Below are 20,340 nucleotides of genomic sequence, written 5' to 3'. Positions count from 1 at the left end.
TGAGGTTGCACATGAGGTTGCACATGAAGCATCCGGCAAAAGCCCACCAAGAGGATTCGATGACCATCCATTCCGCTGTCCGCCGCGGCGCCTCCGGCGCGCTGCTGTGCATCCTGCTGGCCGCCTGCGCCGGCAACGAGGTCGTGCCGCGCGAGACGCCGCCGCCGCCCGTGACCTCGGTGGCCCAGGCCGACCAGCAGCTCGCGGCGGTCGCGCGCGAGCGCGCCGCGATCGAGGCCCGCTACACCGAACGCGAACGCGTCTGCTACGCCAAGTTCTTCGTGAACGACTGCCTGAACGACGCCAGGGAACGCCGCCGCACGGCGCTGGCGGCCCAGCGCGCGATCGAGGTGCAGGCCCAGCGCTTCAAGCGCCAGGCCATCGTCGACGAGCGCGACCGCCAGCTGGCCGAGGCCGAGAAGCGCTACCAGGAACAGGAAGCGAAGCTGGCCGCCGAACCGCCGAAGCCAACGCCGGCCGCCAAGCCGGCGCCGGCCCCGCGCACGTCGACCGTGCCGGCGCGCATCGCCGAACGGGATGCGCGCCTGAAGGCGGAGCAGCAAAAGGAAGCGCAGGAAGCCGGCCAGCGCGCCGCCAACGTGCGCGCGCTCGCGGAGCGCCAGGCCGAATCCGCGCGGCGCCAGCAACGCGTGGCCGAGCGCAAGGCCGAACGGGCCGCCAAGGCGGCCAAGGATGCCGAGGAAGCCAAGGCCAGGGCGGCGCAGGATGCGCAATCGGCGGCGGCGCGGAAATGACGCGCCGGGGTCGGCGCCCGGTGTCGATGTTCCAGGGCGCCGACCCCGGTGTTGAACGGCGCGTAGGGTGCGCTCCCCGAGCGCACCAGGCCACCGCCATCACAGCGCCGGCTTCACCAGCTTGACGATCGCCATCGTGCAATTGCCCCCTTTGCCTTGCGAGCGTTCTCCCGCCTTGCCGATCAGCATTTCCGCCGCCTGGCGCGGCGTCGCCCTGGCGGTGGCCGCGCCCAGTTCGGCGTCGGTGAAGAAATGCCACAGGCCGTCCGAGCACAGCAGGAACACGGCACCGGCCGCCAGGTCGGTGCGCTGGCCGAACGTGATGAAGGGATCCTTGCGGCTATTGCCCAGCACATTGAGCAGGAGCTTGGACTTGCGGTGGTTCTTGGCCGCATCCGGCGGCAGGCGGTCGCTCGACACCAGGTGCTCGACGTAGGCGGCATCGCTGGTACGCGCCAGGCATTTGCCATCCTGGAAATGGTACAGGCGCGAATCGCCCACGTGCGCCCACACGGCCTCGCCGTGCGGCGTCAATACCAGGCCGACGAAGCTGGCCTGGGCCTGCGTCTTCGTCGTGAACGCGTTCATGTGGATGACGAGGTGGGTCTCGGCGACGATCTCGCGCAAGAGTTGCTGCAGGCGCTCGATGCTCGGGCGGTCGCCCGGCTTGAATTCGTCGAAGACCTGGCGCGCCGTGTGCAGGACCTGCTCGGAGGCGGCGGCGCCGGCGATGCCGTCCGACAGCACGGCCAGCACGTAGCCGGGCGCGCGGGCGCCGGTCATGAGCGCGACCCGGTCGTTCTGTTGCGGGCGGTTGCCCAGGTGTTGCGCGGTGCCCGCTTCGATCTTGTAGGAGCTCATAAAATATCAACGGCGTGTGACGGCGGGGCGATAGCGGGGCAATCAGCGTGGCTTTCCGATAACCGCCTTGCCGATCTTTGTTGGCGGCAAGGGCAGTGTAGATTAAACTATGCACCGACTTGCACCTGTGTTGCAAGCCGTAACGAATCGCGCCGCCCAGTCCGCGGCCGCATCCTTCCCATCCCAGCCTTTAGCCATTGTTCGGAAAACACATGATCGACGTCCAGGAGATCCAGCGCCGCATTATTGAACTCGACGTGGAACATCGCGACCTCGACGCTGTCATAGACATGCTGACCCGCGACGGTCACACCGACCAATTGCAGCTGCGCCGCCTCAAGAAGCGCAAGCTGCAGCTGAAGGACCACATCACGTTGCTGAAAATGCAGCTGGTGCCGGACGTTCCGGCCTGACCGAATTGCGCAGTCCATTTTGACCGATCATCTTCCCGTACCCGGCTCGTCCGCCGACGAGTCCCTCCCGGCCGACGCCACCGCTGGCGCGCCGGCGCAGCCTCCCGGCAAATACGACGACGAAGTCGACCGCATCTTCGGCGCGGGCGGCCCGCTCGCGCCCGCCGTCGGCAGCTTCCGCCCGCGCCAGTCGCAGACCGAGATGGCCAAGGCGATCGCCGACGCCATCGGCAAGCAGGGCACCCTGATCGCCGAGGCCGGCACCGGCACGGGCAAGACCTTCGCCTACCTGGTGCCGGCGCTGCTGTGGGGCGGCAAGACCATCGTCTCCACCGGCACCAAGAACCTGCAGGACCAGTTGTTCTCGCGCGACATCCCGAACGTGCGCGCCGCGCTGCGCGCGCCGGTCTCGGTGGCGCTGCTCAAGGGCCGCTCGAACTACGTCTGCCACTACCACCTGGAACGCACGCTGCAGAACGGGCGCCTGACCTCGCGCGACGACGTCGGCCACCTGCGCGAGATCTCGCGTTTCGTGAAGATGAGCAATTCCGGCGACAAGGCCGAGCTGGCCAAGGTGCCGGAAACGGCGTCGGTCTGGAACCTGGTGACGTCCACCCGCGAGAACTGCGTGGGCCAGGAATGCCAGTACTACCAGGACTGCTTCGTGATGAAGGCGCGCCGCGAGGCCCAGCAGGCCGACGTGGTGGTCGTCAACCACCACCTGTTCTTCGCCGACGTGGCGCTGAAGGAAGGCGGCATGGCCGAGCTGCTGCCGTCCGCCAACACCATCATCTTCGACGAGGCGCACCAGCTGCCCGAAGTGGCGACGCTGTTCTTCGGCACCACCGTCTCGACCTCGCAGGTGCTGGAGCTGTGCCGCGACGTGCTGGCCGAAGGCCTGGCACATGCGCGCGCCGGCGTCGACTGGGCCAAGGTCGTCACCGTGGTCGAGAAGGCCGCGCGCGACCTGCGCCTGACCTTCCCGCAGGACAGCATGCGCCTGTCGCTGCCGCAGATCCTGCCGGATTCCGGTTTCTTCCCGGCGCTGGACAAGCTGAAGGAAGAACTCGAGGGCCTGATCGACGTACTGGAAGACAACGCCGAGCGCGCCGAGACGCTGGAACAGTGCCGCGTGCGCGCCGTCGAGCTGCTGGAACAGTACAAGGCCTGGAAATCCGAGCCGAAGAAGAGCAAGGAAATCGAGGGCGACGACGCCGTGCTGTGGGTCGAGGCGTTCGCCTCCTCGCTGCAACTGCACAAGACGCCGCTGTCGGTCGCGCCGATCTTCGCCGGCCAGCGCGCCGGCACGCCGCGCAGCTGGATCTTCACCTCGGCCACGCTGGCCGTGAAGAACGACTTCAAGCATTTCTCGGCCCAGCTCGGCATGACGGGCGAGCCGGCGCGCACCTGGCCCAGCCCCTTCAACTACCAGGAGCAGGGCATCCTGTACGTGCCGACCGGCCTGCCGGAACCGAACACGATGGGCTACACGGACGCCGTGGTCGACATGGCGCTGCCGGTGATCGAGGCCGCCGGCGGACGCACCTTCTTCCTGTGCACCACCATCCGCGCCGTCAACCGCGTGGCCGAGCGCCTGCGCGCCGAATTCGCCGAGCGCGGCCTGGAATTCCCGCTGTTCGTGCAGGGCGAGCGCGGCCGTACCGAGCTGCTGGATTCCTTCCGCAACGCCGGCAACGCCGTGCTGGTCGGCAGCCAGAGCTTCTGGGAAGGCGTGGACGTGCGCGGCGAGGCGCTGTCGCTGGTCATCATCGACAAGCTGCCGTTCGCGCCGCCCGACGACCCGGTGCTGGCCGCGCGCATCGAGGTGATGGAAAAGAAGGGCATGAACGGCTTTGCCCACCACACCCTGCCGGAAGCCATCATCAACCTGAAGCAGGGCGCCGGCCGCCTGATCCGCGACGTCGACGACCGCGGCGTGCTGATGCTGTGCGACCCGCGCGTGATCAGCAAGTCCTACGGCCGCCGCATCTGGCAGAGCCTGCCGCCCTTCCGGCGCACGCGGGTGCAGGCGGACGTGATCGCGTTCTTCAAGAACGGCCCGGATTCCGCCTGACGCCCGCGCTCCCGCGCGTCTTCACCCCGGCGCGAGGTGTGCGTCGACCAGTCGCGCCACCTCCGCCGCGCGGGTCTCGACCAGGTCGTGGCCGGCGCCGGCCAGCACGTGCAGCCGCGCATCCGGCAGCAGCGCCTGCAGCCGCTCGCCCGCCGCGACCGGACTGATCGGATCGGCATCGCCCCACAGCAGCAGCACCGGCATGCGCAGCGCCGGCAAGCGCGCCGTCAGGTCGTCGGTGCTGCGCAGGAACCAGTCCGGCAGGTCCGGATGGCTGGCGCGCACCATCGGACGCCAGTCCTGCGCGCCGAGCGGCGCCAGGTCCATGCCGCCCGAGGTGGCGCTCAAGACCAGATGCGTCACCAGTTCCGGCCGCTGCAGCGCCGCCAGCACGGCGACCACGCCGCCCATCGACTGGGCCAGCAGGGCGCTAGGGCGGTCGATGGCGGCCGCCACGCGTCCGGCCAGGTCGTCGATGCCGCGGATGGACGCATCCGGCGCCGTCCCGCCGAAACCCGGCCAGGACAGGTGGACATGCTGCGCCGTGAAGGCCAGCGCGTCCGCCACCGGCTGCCAGGCCTCGGTCCGGCCGAGCGCGCCCGGCAGGAACAACAGCGTCGACGGACGGCTCATGCCGGGACCAGCACGTGGCCGGCGCCGGCCAGCAATTCGCGGGCGCGGGGCAGGTCGGCCTGCTTGAGCAGCAGGTGGTCGCCGTCGAACGTGGAGACGACGAACACCCCCAGCCCGCCCTCGGACAGCGGCCGCACCACGGACAGCACGATGCCGGTGGCGCCGAAGGCGAACGGGCCGACGAAGCGCAGGCAGCACCAGCCGTCTTCCTGCGCCGTGCCGGGCGGCACCCGTGTGGCGCGGCAGACGATCGACAGTTCGTGCGCCGAGCGGCTGATCGTCACGAAGCCGGGGCCGTCGGCCCAGGATGGCATCGGGGCGCCAGGATCGAGGCGGCTGATGGTGTAGGCGGCGTCGTCCAGTTCCAGCGTGACCTGGTGGATTTCCTTGTGTGGCGTCATGGTTTTCTCATGTGGCAGTGCAAGGCTGCCAGCATAGAGCGTCGGTTCGGATAAGTATAATGAATCTTGTTGATGATTCATTCGCGGATTTGATGGCATGGAACTGGACTACAAGGCGCTGGCGGCGCTCGACGCCGTCATCGAGCACGGCAGCTTCGAGCGGGCCGCGGCCGCGCTGTCGATCAGCCAGCCGGCCGTCTCGCACCGCCTGCGCGCGCTCGAGGAGCAGGCCGGCGAACTGCTGCTGGTACGCGCCCAGCCGCCGCGGGCGACGCCGCGCGGCCAGCGCCTGGTCGCCCATTACCGCCAGGTGCGTTTGCTCGAGGTGGGCCTGGAACCGGACGCAGCGCGCGGCGCGCGCCTGCCGGCGCTGGCGCTGGCGGTGAACGCCGACAGCGCCGCCACCTGGCTGCCGGAAGCGCTGGCGGGCATCCTGGCGGCGCCATCCTGCCTGGTCGACGTGCTGATCGACGACCAGGACCGCACGCTGCGCCACCTGCGCGAGGGACGCGTGGCCGGCTGCGTCACCAGTGCGCCCGAGACGGCCGCCGGGACGTCGGCGGTGCCGCTGGGCGTCATGCGCTACCGCTGCGTGGCGGCGCCGGCCTTCCTCGCGCGCTGGTTCCCGGCCGGCCTGACGGCCGAGGCCGTGCTGCGCGCGCCCGCGCTGGTGTACGACCGCGGCGACACGCTGCACCAGCGCTACCTGCGCGCGCTGGGCTTGCCGGACGCCGTCCCGCACCACCTGTTCCCGAGCGCCGAGGGCTTCGTCGTCTTCCTGGCCGCGGGCCACGGCTACGGCATGGCGCCCGAGATCCAGGTGCGCGGCCAGCTCGCCGGCGGGACGCTGGCCGAGGTGGCGCCCGGCACCGCGCTGGACGTGCCGCTGTACTGGCAGCACTGGAACATCACCACGCCGCTGACGCGGGCGCTGAACGAGGCGATCGTGGCGGTGGCGGGGCGCTGGCTGCAAGGCGGGGCCGTGCCGTAGGCGTAGGCGTAGGGTGGGCAGCTCCACCCCACGGGCCGCCGTCACGCTACGCCTGAGCTGCCCACGCGTGACGTCCGCGTTCCGTTGGCGCTGCGGTTGTTCAGCGCTGCGGTTGTCCCGTGCGGGCATGGCGCCAACATGATGCTGGCGTCACGCGTGGGCAGCGCGGGCGTCGTGGCGGCGCTCGCCACACAGGTGGAGCTGCCCACCCTACATCTAGGGTTCGATCACGACCTTGCCGGTCACCTTGCGCGCCGCCATGTCTTCCAGCGCCCGCGCCGTGTCTTCCAGCGCATAGCGCTTCGACACCAGCGGTCGCAGCCGGCCTTCCATCATCCAGTCCAGCATCGTGCGCATCGCCGCCGCGTTCGCCTGCGGCTCCTTGCGCTGGAAGTCTCCCCAGAACACGCCGACGATCGACGCGCCCTTGAGCAGCGCCACGTTCCACGGCACCTGCGGGATCGCCCCGTTGGCGAAGCCGACCACCAGGTGGCGCCCGCGCCAGGCGATCGCGCGCAGCGCCGGTTCGCTGTAGATGCCGCCGACCGGGTCGTAGATCACGTCCGGTCCCTTGCCGCCGGTGGCGGCGCGGATCGCCTCGCGCAGGTCCTCGCGGCCGTAGTCGATCAGGACGTCGGCGCCGTGCGCGCGGCAGACTGCCAGCTTGTCGGCGCTGGACGCCGCGGCGATCACGCGCGCGCCCAGCGCCTTGCCGATCTCGACCGCCGCCAGCCCGACCCCGCCGGCCGCGCCCAGCACCAGCAGCGTCTCTCCCGCGCGCAGGGCGCCGCGGTCGACCAGCGCATGGTGCGAGGTGCCGTAGGTGAGCGTGACCGAGGCGGCGACGTCGAAGTCCATGCCGTCCGGCATCGGCACCAGCGTGTCGACGGGCGCCAGCGCCAGGTCGGCGAAGGCGCCGGTGCGGGTGAAGCCGATCACCCGGTCGCCGGGGGCGTGCCCGGCGACGTCCGGACCGACCGCGCGCACGACGCCGGCGAATTCCATGCCGGGCGTGAAGGGCAGGGGTGGCCTGACCTGGTACTTGCCCTGGACGGTCAGTACGTCCGGAAAATTGACGCCGGCGGCATGCACCGCGACCACGACCTGGCCGGGGCCGGGCACCGGGTCCGGCAAGTCTTCCAGCACCAGGCTGGCGGGCGGACCCCATGCCTTGCAGACGATGGCTTTCATGTCTCCTCCTGTTATTTCTGCGCGTAAATGTTCGATTATGCCTGTTGCTGGCGTCGCGGCAAGAAAGCCGGGGTCGGCGCCTCTTGACCCCGGCTGCGGGTGCCGACCCCTGCGCTCCCGCAACATGCAGGGCGGGTGGCTTGTTAGAGTCTCCAGGTCCCGGAACCTACGGCGGCACGACGACAAGAAGGGGGAGCGATGACCATTCGTTACGGCTGTTTCTTCAGCTATGCCCATGGCCGGCACGAGCTCATGCAGCGGTTCAAGACCACGCTGGCCGATGCGCTGCGCTGCTACCTCGAACCCTATTTCGACAACGAAGACGAATTGTTCGTCGATACCGAACAGCTCGGAGGAGGAGACGACCTCGACCGCAAGATCGCCCGCGCGATGTGCGAAAGCGTCTGCATGATCCTGATCTACACGCCGAAATACGAAGCGCACGCCTACACGCGCCGCGAATACGCGGCCATGCGCCTGCTCGAGGCGGAGCGCGGCACCTGGTATCCGTTGCCTAGCCGCCTGATCATACCGGTGATCATGACGCAGCATCCGGACCGGCTGCCGCCGCAGGTCAGCGACGCCTCGTTCTACGTCGACTTCTCGCGCTTCACGATGGCCACGGCCGACCTCAAGTCGAACCCGGACTTCCTGCCGGACATCGACAAGATGGTCAGGCGCATCGTCGCCCATTACCAGTACCTGAAAAAATGCACGCCGCCCGGGCATGACTGCAACCAATTCGTGCTCCCCGATGTCCCACCACCGTGGCGTGAGCTGCAGGATCCTGACTTTCCAAAAAAATGAGGAGCCCTATGGAAACCAACCGCATCGCCGCAAGACCGGCCGCAGCGGCCGGCGAGGTGACGACGTTCTATTCCTATGACAGCGCCCCAGTGCGCAGCCTGGCCCTGGCGCATGCCGCCTGGTTGCTGGCCGGGCGCGAGCACGCACAGACACCGGTCCTGATGATCGACTGGGACCTCGAATCGCCAGGATTGCACCACTATTTCCCCGGCCAGCCGCCCGCGATGCGGCGCGCCGGCGTGCTCGAGCTGTTCGAGGCCTGCCGCGAGCGCCTGCGCGCGCCCGCCCGCGCGCCGGACGCCGACGCCGAGGCGCTGGCCGCGCGCGTGCTCGGCAGCCTCGACTGGGACGACCACATCGAGCGCATCGACGACAGCCGGCCGCTGTACCTGATGCGCGCCGGCCGCTTCGACGACAGCTACGGCGAGCGCGTCGACCGCTTCGACTGGGACGCCCTGTTCTGTGCCTGCCCGGCCCTGTTCCGCGCCTTCGCCGCGCACCTCGCGCGCCGCTTCGCCCACGTGCTGGTCGACTGCCGCAGCGGCCGCTCGGCGGCCACCAGCGTCTGCACCGCGCTGCTGCCCGACCGGCTGGTCGGCCTGTTCACGCCCGACCCGCGCAGCCTCGACGGCCTGCAGGGCGTGGTCGCGCGCGCGCTCGACTACCGCTGCAGCCACGAGGACGAACAGCGTCCGCTGCTGGTGTATCCGCTGCCGGCCCCGGTCGACGCGGCCGCCGAGGGCCGGCGGCGCTGGCGCCTGGGCGACGTGCGCCAGGGCCTGCGCGGCTACCAGGCGATCCTCGAAAAGCTGCTGGGCGAGGCCTACGGCCTGGCCGGCCTCTCGCTCGACAGCTATTTCGACGAAGTGCAACTGCCGCAATCGGCCATCCTCGGCGCGGCACCGCCGGCCGGCCGCGCCCAGCCGGGCCAGGGCGACCGCCTCGGCCCCCTGCGCGGCATCGAGGCGCTGCTCGAATGGCTGGAACCGGGGCAATTCCCCTGGCGCCCCCTGGCCGAGGTGCGGCTGGTGCAGGCCGCCGAGGCGCTGCGCCGGCGCGCCGCCGACCAGGCGGCCCCGGCCATGGTGCGCGAGCTGGCCCGGCTGGCCGAGCTCTATCTCGGGCAGCAGGGCGAGCTGGAAGCGGCGCGCCGCATCGAACAGCACGTGATCGCCCTGGAGGCCGGCCTGCACGCGATGGAAGAGGGAAAGCGCGGGCACGCCGGCACGCGCCGCGGCGGCGGCGACCCGTCCGAGCGGCACGGCGGGGACCGCTCGGGCGAGGATGGCCCGGGCGGGGAGGGTGGCGACGTGCTCGATGATAAATTGTCGCGTTTGCAAGAGCTGATCGACAGCCGCAGCCCGCGCGAGGCGCGCGCGCTGGCCGACAGCCTGCGCAACAGCGTGCTGCGCCCGAGTGTCGCGGATCCGCTACGGCGGCGCGGCGCCGCCATGATCAAGCAGGTCTATCTGCAGGAAGGGGACAAGGATGCGCTGCTGGCCTTCACCCAGGACGAGGTGCATTCGCTCGAAGGCGCCCTGATCCGGGCGGCGGGGGGGCGGCCGCTGGTGCCGGGCTGAACGCGGCCCGGCGGCCAGGCGCGGGAGCCGGCCGGGGGCCGGCACGGCGCGGGCACGGGGGCGGGTCCATGGCATGTCCGAGGCAAGTCCGTGGCGGGTACGGGGCAAGGACGGGGCAAGTACGGGCGAGTCCGTGGCGAGTACGGGCAATTGCGAGGCAAGTGCGAGGCAATTACGAGGCAATTACGAGGCAAGTACGGAGCAGGAACGCGGCAAGTCCGGCGCCGGCACGACGCGCGCACGAGGCCGGCGCATGGGCCGCGTGGACAATAAATGTGCAGCCGGATCGGTCGATCTAGCCATTGCTTCGGGTAAAATCGCGTGCATGCGTATCCTTATCAGTAACGACGACGGCTACCTCGCTCCCGGCATCCAGGCCCTGGCCGATGCGCTCGCGCCGGTCGCCGACATCACGGTGGTGGCGCCCGACAGCAACCGCTCGGGCGCGTCCAACTCGCTGTCGCTGGACCGCCCGCTGTCGGTGACGAAGGCCGGCAACGGTTTTTATTTCGTCAACGGCACCCCGACCGACTGCGTGCACATCGCCCTGACGGCGATGCTCGACGCGCTCCCCGACCTGGTCGTCTCGGGCATCAACAACGGCCAGAACATGGGCGACGACACCCTGTACTCGGGCACGGTGGCGGCCGCGACCGAGGCCTACCTGTTCGGCATCCCGGCGATCGCCTTTTCCCAGGTGCATTCCGGCTGGGCCGAGGTCGAGTCGGCGGCCAGGGTCGCGCGCGACATCGTGCTGCGCCGTTTCGACCTCGACGACGCCCCGTTCCTGTTGAACGTCAATATCCCGAACCTGCCGTACGAGCGCATGGGCGCACTGGTGCCGACGCGGCTGGGCCGCCGCCACCATGCCGAGCCCGTCATCCGCGGCAAGGACCCGCGCGGCCGCGAGATCTTCTGGATCGGCGCCCCGGGCGCCTGCCGCGATGCCGGCGAGGGCACCGATTTCCACGCCACTGCCAGCGGCCAGGTCTCGATCACGCCGCTGCAGGTCGACCTGACCCACCGCGAACAGCTGGACCTGCTGCGGCGAGGCCTGGGATGAGCGAAAAGCGCAGCAACTTCCCCCTGCCGTTGTCGTCCGTCACGGGCACTGGCACGCGAAAGCCCGCTGCGCCGGCTCCGGTGGCGACGCCGCAGACCGCGACCCAGAATGCCCGCTCCAACAGCCAGGCCACGGCGGCGCGCAGCGGCGCCCATGGTGCCCACGGGGTGCCCGCGCCCGCCGGGCCGTCCCAGCCGCAACAGACGCTGGCCCGCTCCGACCTGATGGCGACCGAGGCGCCGCGCCGCGCCATGGCCGCGCGCGTGGCGCGCCAGGGCGTCAAGGATCCGCAGGTGCTGGCGGCGCTGGAAACCATCCCGCGCCACCTGTTCATCGAACAGGCGCTGTCGGCCCAGGCGTACACCGACGTGTCGCTGCCGATCGGGCACAACCAGACGATTTCCCAGCCGTACATCGTGGCGCGCATGATCGAGCTGCTCAAGGGTAGCGGCAAGCCGCTGCAGCGCGTGCTCGAGATCGGCACCGGCTGCGGCTACCAGGCGGCGGTACTGGCCTGCGTGGCGAAGGAGGTGTATTCGATCGAGCGCATCAAGCCATTGCACGAGCTGGCCAAGGCTAACCTGAGACCGTTGCGTATCGCCAATCTGCGCTTGCAGTACGGAGATGGTATGCTAGGGCTCCCGCAGGCAGCACCGTTCGACGGCATCATCCTCGCGGCGGCCGGACTCGACGTGCCGCGCGCACTGCTCGAGCAGATGGCCATCGGCGCCCGGCTGGTGGCGCCCGTTGGCGCGCAGGTCCAGCACCTGCAGCGTATTATTCGCACAGGAAAGTCGGAATGGACCAGCGAAACGCTGGAAAGCTGCCATTTCGTGCCACTGCGGCCAGGCATCGTCTGAATGCCAGAATGTTGCAATAGAATTAAGAGAGAATGAAACCAACGTCCCGCTCAGCCCTGTTCTTGATGTGCTTCGGCCTGCTGTCCGCCTGCAGTACCGAGACTCGCGTCGCTCCCGTGATCGACCGTCCGACCTCGTCCATCCCCCTCTCGCGCCCGCGTCCGGCCACGCCGCCGCCGGCCGAGGAGCGCCAGGACGCCGCCGGCAGCTATACCGTGCGCCGTGGCGACACGCTGCTGCGCATCGCCCTCGACCATGGCCAGAACTACCGCGACCTGGTGGCGTGGAACAACCTGGCCGATCCGGACGACATCAAGGTCGGCCAGGTGCTGAAGGTGGCGCCGCCGGAACGCGGCTCCAGCGCCGTGGTGACGGCGCCGATCTCCATGCCGGGCGCCGAGCGCCCGGCCGCGCCGCCCAAGAAGACCGAGCCGCGCGGCGACAAGAAGCCGTACAGCGAGTCGAACCTGGCCAGCGCGCAGAAGGAAGACAATCCGAAGGCCGAGAAGGTGGCCGCCAGCGGCATCGTGGCCGGCAGCACGGTCACCGCCAACGACGACGAGAAGCTGAGCTGGATGTGGCCGTCGGACGGCCGCATCGTCGCCACGTTCGACGAAGGCAAGAACAAGGGCATCGACATCGCGGGCAAGCTCGGCCAGCAAGTGATGGCCGCCGGTTCCGGCAAGGTGATGTACGCGGGCAGCGGCATCCGCGGATATGGTAATCTGGTCATCGTCAAGCACAGCAACAGCCTGCTGTCGGCGTACGCGCACAATCGCGCGATCGTGGTCAAGGAAGGTCAGAACGTGACCAAGGGCCAGGTAATCGCCGAAATGGGCAGTTCGGACACCGACACGGTCAAACTCCATTTCGAGATCCGCCAGCAGGGCAAGCCGGTCGACCCGGCCAGGTTCCTGCCCAGCCGCTAGGGAACCCCGATGACGCCTCCCCCCGATCCCCTCGATGCAGACCCGCCGGACAACTTGCCGGACGACGTCCCGGACGAGGCGCTGGAGGGCGGCGACTTCGCGGACGGGGCCGGGCGCGCCGACGTGCTGCCCGGGGCCGATGGCGACGGCGGCGCGGCCGACGAGCTGCGCAACGTGCTGCAGGCCGAGCTCTCGACCGACACGACCCAGCATTACCTGAACCGCATCGGCGCCAAGCCGCTGCTGGGCCCGGAGCAGGAAGTGCACTACGCCACGCTGGCCAAGTCCGGCGACTTCGCGGCGCGCCAGAAGATGATCGAGCACAACCTGCGCCTGGTCGTCTCGATCGCCAAGCACTACATCAACCGCGGCGTCGTGCTGCTCGACCTGATCGAGGAAGGCAATATCGGCCTGATGCGCGCGATCGACAAGTTCGAGCCGGAACGCGGCTTCCGTTTCTCCACCTACGCGACCTGGTGGATCCGCCAGAGCATCGAGCGCGCGATCATGAACCAGGCGCGCACGGTGCGCCTGCCGGTGCACATGGTGCGCGAGCTGAACCAGGTGCTGCGCGCCAAGTACCACCTGGAAGCCCAGCACCACGACGGCAAGGAAGCCAGCGCCGAGGATATCGCCAGCCTGGTCGGGCGCCCGGTGGAGGAGGTGCAGGACATCCTGGCGCTGTCCGAACACGCGACCTCGCTCGACGCCCCGCTCGACAACGACCCGCAAAGCAGCCTGATGGACATGCTGCCCGACGAGGGCGACGTCAGCCCCGACACGCGCGCCGAGCAGCACGAGATGGCGCTGCTGGTGCGCGACTGGCTGCAGAAGCTGCCGGACAAGCAGCGCGTGGTGGTGATGCGCCGCTTCGGCCTCGACAACGACGACCCGGCCACGCTCGAGACGCTGGCCGAGGAGATGGGCGTGACGCGCGAGCGGGTGCGCCAGATCCAGCAGGAAGCCCTCGTCAAGCTCAAGCGTGCCATGGCTGCCCGTGGCGTCGTGCGCGATTCCTTGCTATGATGCCCGCCGGGCCGCGAATGGCCCGTTTGTCTTTTTGAATTCCTGGTGGCCCATGCACTGTCGTTGCCGGCATTGCCGGAAACGACTTCCCGGCATGGCCGGAAAGCGACCTCCGCGCAGGCGGGGGCCCAATTCGCTCCTCGCAGTCGCGGCGTTCGCCTCCCGGCTTCGTCGAACGACATGGGCCCCGTCCGCACGGCGGCGACGTGCCGGGGGCGCAGGCCGTCTCACCGATTGCGATCGACTCCGATTCCCTTCTTCATGACCATGCAAGAAACCTTCATCAACATCAAATCCCTCGACATGGACGCGCGCGGCGTCGGCCACCTGGAGAACGAGGACGGCACGCCGGGCAAGGTGATCTTCGTCGAAGGCGCGCTGCCGGGCGAGCGCGTCAGCTTCGAGACCCTGCGCAAGAAGAAGAACTGGGAATCGGGCCGCATGGTCACGCTGCAAAAGGCGTCCAGCATGCGCGTCGAGCCGAAGTGTCCGCATTTCTGGCACTGCGGCGGCTGCTCGATGCAGCACCTGGAGCCGTCGGCCCAGGTCGCGATGAAGCAGCGCGTGCTCGAAGATAACCTGTGGCACATCGGCAAGACCAGGGCCGAGAACATCATGCGCCCGCTGTACGGCCCGACCTGGGACTACCGCTACCGCGCGCGCCTGTCGGTCCGCTACGTCGCCAAGAAGGGCACCGTGCTGGTCGGCTTCCACGAGCGCCATTCGTCCTACGTGGCCGACATGACCAGCTGCGAGATCCTGCCGGACCACCTGTCGAGGATGCTGGTGCCGCTGCGCGAGCTGGTCGGCGCGCTGTCGATCTACCAGCAGATGCCGCAGATCGAGGTCGCCGTCGGCGAGGAGGCGACCGTGCTGGTGCTGCGCATCATGGCGCCGCTGAGCCCGGCCGACGAGGTGCTGGTGAAGGCCTTCGCCGACCGGTGGAACATCCAGTGGTGGCTGCAGCCGAAGGGGCCGGACACGGCGGCGCCGTATTACCCGGCGCCGCAGGACCCCCGCTACCGGGAGCTGTACTACACGCTGCCGGAATTCGGCATCCGGATGCCGTTCAAGCCGACCGACTTCACACAGGTGAACCACCAGATCAACCGCATCCTGGTGGCCAAGGCGCTGCGCCTGCTGGAGGTGGAGAAGACCGACCGCGTCGCCGACCTGTTCTGCGGCCTGGGCAACTTCACGCTGCCGCTGGCGACGCAGGCGCGCGAAGTGGTCGGCATCGAGGGCAGCACGGCGCTGACCACGCGCGCGCTGGACAACGCCCGCGCCAACGGCCTGTCGGACAAGACCACGTTCTACACCCGCAACCTGTTCGAGGTGACGAAGGACGACCTGGTCGCGCTGGGCAAGTTCGACCGCATGCTGGTCGACCCGCCGCGCGACGGCGCCGTGGCGCTGTCCCTGGCGCTGGCCGAGCTGCGCCAGACGCATCCCGAACTGATGCCCAGGCGCATCGTCTACGTCTCGTGCAGCCCGTCGACGCTGGCGCGCGACGCCGGCATCCTGACGCACCGCGCCGGCTATGCGATGACCAGGGCGGGCGTGGCGAACATGTTCCCGCACACGTCGCACGTGGAATCGATCGGCGTGTTCGAGCTGCTGGACGATTTCGTGCCGCGCGAGTTCGCGGCGGTGGAACAGGCGCCGCAGGCGGACGCGGCGTAATCGATACGCCGGTGGGGTGGACGGCAGCGCCGTCCACCCCACCGACACCGCGCGCGCAGGGTGGACGGGTTCCCCGTCCACGCGTTCGACCACCCGATGACTACTGCTACGCCGCCACCCGCTCCAGCAGGGCGAACAACCTGTCCGCGTCCACCGGCTTGACGAAATAGGCGTCGAAGCCCGCGTACATGGCGCTGGCCTGGTCGGACTGCTGGCCGTAGCCGGTGATCGCCGCCAGCGTCGCATGCATGGCGCCGGGCAGCTTGCGCAGGCGGCGCGCCAGTTCGTAGCCGCTCATGCCGGGCAGGCCGATGTCGAGCAGGAACACGTCGAAGCGGCGCGACTCGGCCTGCGCCAGGGCGTCGGACGGGTTGTGCAGCACCGTCACCGCGTGGCCGGCCGCTTCCAGTAGCAGCGCCAGCGTGGTGGCGGCATCGACGTTGTCGTCCACCAGCATCAGTTCGAGGCGGCGCGTGCCGCCTGGCGCCGCGGCGCCGGGCAAGGCGGCGCCGTTGCCGGCCGCCGCGGCCGTGCGCAGGCGCGGCAGGCGCAGCGTGAACTCGCTGCCCATGTTGCGGCCCTCGCTGGCCGCCGTCACCATCCCGCCGTGCAGCTCCACCAGGCTCTTCACCAGCGCCAGGCCGAGGCCCAGGCCGCCCTGGGCGCGGTCCGGCGTGCGCTCGGCCTGCGAGAACAGGTCGAACACCGTCGGCAGCAGGTCGGCCGCGATGCCGATGCCGTTGTCGGACACGCTCGCCAGCACCTGGTCGGCGCCCACGCTCATCGTCACCGCCAGGCGGCCGCCTTCCTGCGTGTACTTGGCGGCGTTGTTGAGCAGGTTGGCCAGCACCTGCACGAGGCGCTTGTAGTCGCCCTGCACGACGGCCGGCTCGGGCGACTCGTCCAGGTGCAGCGTGAGCACGTGGCGGCGCGCCTCGATCAGCGGGCGCACCTGCTCGACGGCGTCGGCCACCACGCGGCGCAGGTCGATGGCGTCGCGCGCCAGCACGACCAGGCCGCGGGTGACGCGCGAGACGTCCAGCAGGTCGTCGATCAGGCCCGTCATGTGCTCGACCTGGCGCGCGATGATGGCGCTGGTGCGCTCCACGCGTCCGGCGTCCGGCGTGCCCATGCCGAGCAGCTGGGCCGCCGCGGCGATCGGCGCCAGCGGGTTGCGCAGCTCGTGCGCCAGCATCGCCAGGAACTCGTCCTTGCGGCGGTCGGCCAGGCGCAGCGCGTCCTCGGCGCGCACGCGCTCGACGGCGCTGAGCGCGCGTTCGGCCACGTCCTCGATCAGGCGCACGATGTCGGCGCTCCAGACGCGCGGCAGGTTGTCGTTGATGAACAGGCAGGACGTGATGGCGCCGCTGCGGTGCAGCGGCACGGCCACGCCGGAGCGGATCTGCAGCGCGGCGAAGTGCGGCCACGTGTCCGGCCCGCCCGTGCGCGGATCGCGCTGCATGTCGCTCGACACCCAAGTGCCCTGGACCAGCGACGCGAAGTTGGCGGCGCCGAACAGCGCGGCGGGGAAGGTGCCGTTCAGTTCGGCCACCATGCCGTCGGTGTAGTTGGAATGGAAGGTCACGAGCTGCTTGTCGGCGTCGTAGTCGCCGTACAGCACCCGGCTGACCTGCAGGAAGCGCCCCAGCATGGCCGCCGTGCGCAGGAAGATCTGCGCCGGGCAGTCGAGGCGGCGCAGCATGTCGGACATCTCGAGCCGGAACTCGTTCATGTCCAGCAGCGTCGTCTGGCGCGCCACGGCGTCGCGCAGCGCCTGCTCGGCGCGCACGCGGTCCAGCGCTTCCCAGCTGCGTTCGGCGATGTCGGTGGCCAGGCGCTGGGTTTCCTCGTCCCAGTCGCGCGCCTCGGGCGCGTGGCCGACGAGGGCGCCCAGCAGCTGGCCGCGGCGCACCTTGGGCAGCACCAGGATGGCGCGCACCCCGGCGGCGGCGTAGCGCGCGCCGCGTTCCTGCATGCGCCGGTCGAGCACGACGTCGCGCACCGCCAGCGGCGAACCGGTGCGCAGCAGCGCCAGCGCCTGCGGGCCGAAGTCGTCCAGGCGCGCGCGCCGGCCGGCCAGCGCCACGCCGGCGTCGTGGATCCAGTCGTGCACGACCTCGAAGCTGCCGTCGCCCTCGTCGGCCTCGACGTAGCAGGTGCTGGACAGGTCGAGGTGCTTGCCGAGCAGCGTGCAGGCGCATTCGACGATGTCGGCCGGGTGGTGCAGGCGGCGCAGGCTGTCGACCACCTGCAGCTGCACCGCATGGCGGCGCTCGAGCTGCACGCGCTGGGTGGTCTCGCTGGTGACGCACAGCACGCCGCGCACGCGGCCGTCGTCGTCGCGCAGCGGGGAATAGGCGATCGTGAACCAGCCCTCGACCTGGCGGCCGTCGCGCGCCATCGTCGTCGGCACGTCCTCGCCGTAGGTGGCGTGGCCGCCGAGCGCCCGCTCGACCAGTGGCTTCATGCCCGGCCACAGCTCGGGCCAGACCTCGGCCAGCGGCATGCCGAGCACGCCCGGATGGCGCGCGTCGAGCAACGCGGCGAAGGCGGCGTTGTAGAGCAGGGTCAGGCGCGGCCCCCAGGCCAGGTACATGGGGAATTCGGATTCGAGGATCAGGCTGGCCGCGTGGCGCAGCGGCGCGCACCAGTGTTCCGGCGCGCCGAGCACGGACGAGGACCAGTCATGGACGTGGTAGCCGGCGCGGATGGCGCCGGCGCTGTCGAGCAGTTGAAAGTCGCAGGCCGCTGCTTCCATGGTGGAGGCTTCCGTGGTCTGAAAGCTCCCATTTTATGCGCAAACCCCGGTCCAGGAACGGGCATGAAAAAAAATACACTTTCCAGCCGGCCATGTAGATTGGCGCGAGAAAAATGATGATGCTCATCCAAACGCCTGGCATCAAACGCATGATGAACATGACGTCGATGCCAAGATAGCAAACTCCCCGGCATGCCGGCGCACGGGACGCCGGCATGCCGGCGGCGTCAGAACTTCGTGCGCACGCCGACCACGATGTTGCGGCCCGGCAGCGGGGCGATGTCCTTCAGCACCGAGGTCGACAGGCGGATGTCCTCGTTCAACAGGTTCTTCGCCAGCAGGAACCAGGTGACGTCGGTGCCGGCCACGCGCTGCGTGTACGACAGGTTGGCGTCGAGCTGGTTGTAGCCCGGCGTGGCCGTCGTCTCGGATGCGGCCAGGCGGTCCTGGCCGCGCGCGTGGACCAGCGACAGGCCGCCGCGCCAGGCGCCTTCGCGGTAGCCGACGCTGGCGCCGACGCGGTCGGCCGGCTGCAGCGGCAGGTTGCCGCCGGCGTCGAGCTTGCCGCGCGAACTGTCGGCGAACAGGCGGCCGTTCCAGCCGGCGCCGGTCTGGTTCCAGGTCAGCTCGGCCTCGGCGCCGCGGATGTGGGCCGCCGCCTGCTCGAAGGTGCGGGTGCGGAATTCGCCGCCCGGGTTGCCTTCCTCGTCGACCAGGTCGTCGCTGATGCGGCCGTAGATGAAGTTGTCGACGTTGTTGCGGTAGACGTTCGCCTTCCAGCGCAGCAGGCCCGTCGTCTTCTGCAGCGACAGCTCGATGTTGCGCGAGGTCTCCTTGGCGAAGTCGGGATTGCCGATGTCGAAGGTGGCGGTGGCGTCGTGCGGACCGCCCGAATACAGTTCCTCGATGGCCGGGGCGCGCTGCGCGTACGACAGGGTGGCGCCGGCGCTGTAGCCCGGCATGAACGGCCAGGCCGCACCGAACGAGCCCGAGGTCAGGTCGAAGGTGCGCTTCCTGTTGCCGACCGGTTCGCGGTCGACCGACTCGTAGCGCAGGCCGCCGGACAGCTTGACCGGGCCGGCGTTCGCTTCCTCGACCAGGAACGCGGCCGCGCTCTTCGAATGCGTCAGCGGCACCGTGTCCGCGCCGCCTTCCGCGCTGAGCGCCGAGAAATGGGTGTTCTCGGTCTGGAAGCCGAAGGTGCCGTGCAGGCCGGCGACCGGCGCGTGCGTCAGCTCGGCGCGCGTCTCCAGCGAGCGGTTGTTGAACAGCACTTCCGGGCCGTCCTCGCCCAGTTCGGCGTGCCGGTAGTCGGTATAGCCGGCCTTGAAGCGGAACGCCTCGAAGCCGGTCAGGGGCTTCTTGACCAGGCTGTCGAAGTCGTAGCGGTCCTGCTTCTGGTCGATGCGCGAACCTTCGTCGCTGGGGATGCCGTACAGGTTCGTCAGGTGCGAGGCCGAGATGCCGGCATAGCCCCAGTCGTCGATCCAGGAACCGCCGATGCCGACGTTGCGCTCGCGGGTGTCGGAATGCGGCAGGCGGTCCATCGCGGTGCTGGCGTCGCCCAGCACGCGCGTGTCGGGGATCTTGTAGTCGTTCGTCTCGCGCCAGTTGCCGTCGACGTGCAGGGCGACGTGCTGGCCGACCGACGTGTCGGCGGTACCGGACACGTTGCGGCCGTTGTCGACCGTGCTGTAGCGCGTCTCGACCTGGCCGGTCGGCCTGGCTTCCAGCTCGGTCGGGATGCGTTCGTTGACGACGTTGACGAGGCCGCCGATCGCGCCCGAGCCGTACAGCAGGGCGGCGGGGCCGCGCAGGATCTCGATCTGGTGCGCGACCGCGCCTTCGGACGCCACCGCGTGGTCGTTCGACAGGCCGGACACGTCGGACGTGGCCATGCCGTTTTCCAGCATCTTCACGCGCGAGCCTTCCATGCCGCGGATGATCGGGCGCGAGGCGCCGGCGCCGAAGGCCGAGGCCGAGACGCCCAGTTCCTGCGACAGCGTCTCGCCGATCGAGCTGCCGACCTTGTCGCGCAGCTCGTCGCCGGCCAGCACCTTGGCCGGGGTCAGGATCTGGTCGCTCTCGCTGTTGCGAAAGGGCGAGGCGGTGACCACGACCTGCTGGGGCTGGGCGCCGGCGGCGGCGGTGGTGGACGCCGTCTGGGCGTGGATGGCCGGGTGGAAGGCGAGCAGGATCGCGCTGGACAGCAGCGTACGTTGAATCTTCATCATGTGTAAAACCTCGGGCGAATGGATAACGGTCCGCGCCGCCGCGGGCGGGCCGGCGGCAGGCGGGATGCAGCAAAGGGGTGA

At 69.8% G+C, this 20,340-nt stretch carries 17 protein-coding genes; 11 read left to right on the top strand and 6 right to left on the bottom strand.

The window, feature by feature from the left end:
• Positions 1 to 59 precede the first annotated feature (59 nt).
• Positions 60 to 755, top strand: coding sequence for a hypothetical protein (locus tag QZ749_RS07455; protein WP_296945182.1), 696 nt, complete (start codon positions 60 to 62; stop codon positions 753 to 755).
• A 99-nt stretch (positions 756 to 854) separates the two neighbouring features.
• Here QZ749_RS07455 and QZ749_RS07450 read toward each other — a convergent pair whose 3' ends face one another.
• The gene (locus QZ749_RS07450) at positions 855 to 1,616 is read right to left on the bottom strand and encodes a PP2C family serine/threonine-protein phosphatase (protein ID WP_296945180.1); all 762 of its coding nucleotides are present in this window, start codon (positions 1,614 to 1,616) and stop codon (positions 855 to 857) included.
• A 212-nt stretch (positions 1,617 to 1,828) separates the two neighbouring features.
• On the opposite strand from QZ749_RS07450, the gene QZ749_RS07445 reads away from it, so the two are divergent.
• Positions 1,829 to 2,029: a YdcH family protein gene (locus QZ749_RS07445; protein ID WP_036168848.1), complete on the top strand. Its 201-nt coding sequence runs from the start codon at positions 1,829 to 1,831 to the stop codon at positions 2,027 to 2,029.
• A 19-nt stretch (positions 2,030 to 2,048) separates the two neighbouring features.
• Positions 2,049 to 4,103, top strand: coding sequence for an ATP-dependent DNA helicase (locus tag QZ749_RS07440; protein WP_373896793.1), 2,055 nt, complete (start codon positions 2,049 to 2,051; stop codon positions 4,101 to 4,103).
• A gap of 21 nt (positions 4,104 to 4,124) precedes the next feature.
• Here the strand turns inward: QZ749_RS07440 and QZ749_RS07435 are convergent, their stop codons facing one another.
• The gene (locus QZ749_RS07435) at positions 4,125 to 4,736 is read right to left on the bottom strand and encodes an alpha/beta fold hydrolase (RefSeq protein ID WP_296945179.1); all 612 of its coding nucleotides are present in this window, start codon (positions 4,734 to 4,736) and stop codon (positions 4,125 to 4,127) included.
• Positions 4,733 to 5,137: an ACT domain-containing protein gene (locus QZ749_RS07430; protein WP_296945177.1), complete on the bottom strand. Its 405-nt coding sequence runs from the start codon at positions 5,135 to 5,137 to the stop codon at positions 4,733 to 4,735. Before QZ749_RS07430 ends, QZ749_RS07435 begins: the two co-directional genes overlap by 4 nt.
• Before the next feature lie 97 nt (positions 5,138 to 5,234).
• On the opposite strand from QZ749_RS07430, the gene QZ749_RS07425 reads away from it, so the two are divergent.
• A complete protein-coding gene (locus tag QZ749_RS07425) occupies positions 5,235 to 6,128 on the top strand; it encodes a LysR family transcriptional regulator ArgP (protein ID WP_296945175.1) in 894 nt (297 codons plus the stop codon).
• A gap of 216 nt (positions 6,129 to 6,344) precedes the next feature.
• Here the strand turns inward: QZ749_RS07425 and QZ749_RS07420 are convergent, their stop codons facing one another.
• Positions 6,345 to 7,319 (bottom strand): NADPH:quinone oxidoreductase family protein, encoded by a 975-nt coding sequence (locus QZ749_RS07420; protein ID WP_296945174.1) that lies wholly within the window; start codon positions 7,317 to 7,319, stop codon positions 6,345 to 6,347.
• Positions 7,320 to 7,517: 198 nt separating this feature from the next.
• Between QZ749_RS07420 and QZ749_RS07415 the strand changes: the two genes are divergently transcribed.
• From QZ749_RS07415 to rlmD, 7 genes are all read left to right on the top strand, one after another.
• Positions 7,518 to 8,126: a toll/interleukin-1 receptor domain-containing protein gene (locus tag QZ749_RS07415; RefSeq protein ID WP_296945173.1), complete on the top strand. Its 609-nt coding sequence runs from the start codon at positions 7,518 to 7,520 to the stop codon at positions 8,124 to 8,126.
• An 8-nt stretch (positions 8,127 to 8,134) separates the two neighbouring features.
• On the top strand, positions 8,135 to 9,706 hold the full coding sequence (locus tag QZ749_RS07410; RefSeq protein WP_296945172.1) for a hypothetical protein: 1,572 nt from the start codon (positions 8,135 to 8,137) through the stop codon (positions 9,704 to 9,706).
• Between the two features lie 325 nt (positions 9,707 to 10,031).
• Positions 10,032 to 10,769 carry a 5'/3'-nucleotidase SurE gene (gene surE, locus QZ749_RS07405; protein ID WP_296945170.1) on the top strand — a complete coding sequence of 246 codons (738 nt, stop codon included), beginning with the start codon at positions 10,032 to 10,034 and terminating at the stop codon, positions 10,767 to 10,769.
• Positions 10,766 to 11,629: a protein-L-isoaspartate(D-aspartate) O-methyltransferase gene (locus QZ749_RS07400; RefSeq protein ID WP_296945169.1), complete on the top strand. Its 864-nt coding sequence runs from the start codon at positions 10,766 to 10,768 to the stop codon at positions 11,627 to 11,629. The genes surE and QZ749_RS07400 overlap by 4 nt, the downstream gene beginning before the upstream one ends.
• A 32-nt stretch (positions 11,630 to 11,661) precedes the next feature.
• Complete coding sequence (locus QZ749_RS07395) at positions 11,662 to 12,558, top strand: peptidoglycan DD-metalloendopeptidase family protein (RefSeq protein ID WP_296945168.1); 897 nt, start codon at positions 11,662 to 11,664, stop codon at positions 12,556 to 12,558.
• A gap of 9 nt (positions 12,559 to 12,567) precedes the next feature.
• A complete protein-coding gene (gene rpoS, locus QZ749_RS07390; protein WP_296945166.1) occupies positions 12,568 to 13,584 on the top strand; it encodes an RNA polymerase sigma factor RpoS in 1,017 nt (338 codons plus the stop codon).
• A gap of 267 nt (positions 13,585 to 13,851) precedes the next feature.
• Positions 13,852 to 15,267 (top strand): 23S rRNA (uracil(1939)-C(5))-methyltransferase RlmD, encoded by a 1,416-nt coding sequence (gene rlmD / locus QZ749_RS07385; RefSeq protein ID WP_296945278.1) that lies wholly within the window; start codon positions 13,852 to 13,854, stop codon positions 15,265 to 15,267.
• 106 nt (positions 15,268 to 15,373) lie between these two features.
• Here the strand turns inward: rlmD and QZ749_RS07380 are convergent, their stop codons facing one another.
• Together QZ749_RS07380 and QZ749_RS07375 are read right to left on the bottom strand one after the other, a co-directional pair.
• Positions 15,374 to 18,025: an ATP-binding protein gene (locus QZ749_RS07380; RefSeq protein ID WP_296945164.1), complete on the bottom strand. Its 2,652-nt coding sequence runs from the start codon at positions 18,023 to 18,025 to the stop codon at positions 15,374 to 15,376.
• 227 nt (positions 18,026 to 18,252) lie between these two features.
• Complete coding sequence (locus tag QZ749_RS07375) at positions 18,253 to 20,256, bottom strand: TonB-dependent receptor (RefSeq protein WP_296945276.1); 2,004 nt, start codon at positions 20,254 to 20,256, stop codon at positions 18,253 to 18,255.
• Positions 20,257 to 20,340 lie beyond the last annotated feature (84 nt).

The sequence above is a fragment of the uncultured Massilia sp. genome (assembly GCF_913773735.1).
Taxonomy (GTDB): domain Bacteria; phylum Pseudomonadota; class Gammaproteobacteria; order Burkholderiales; family Burkholderiaceae_D; genus Telluria.
This window is presented reverse-complemented; position numbering and strand designations above follow the sequence as displayed.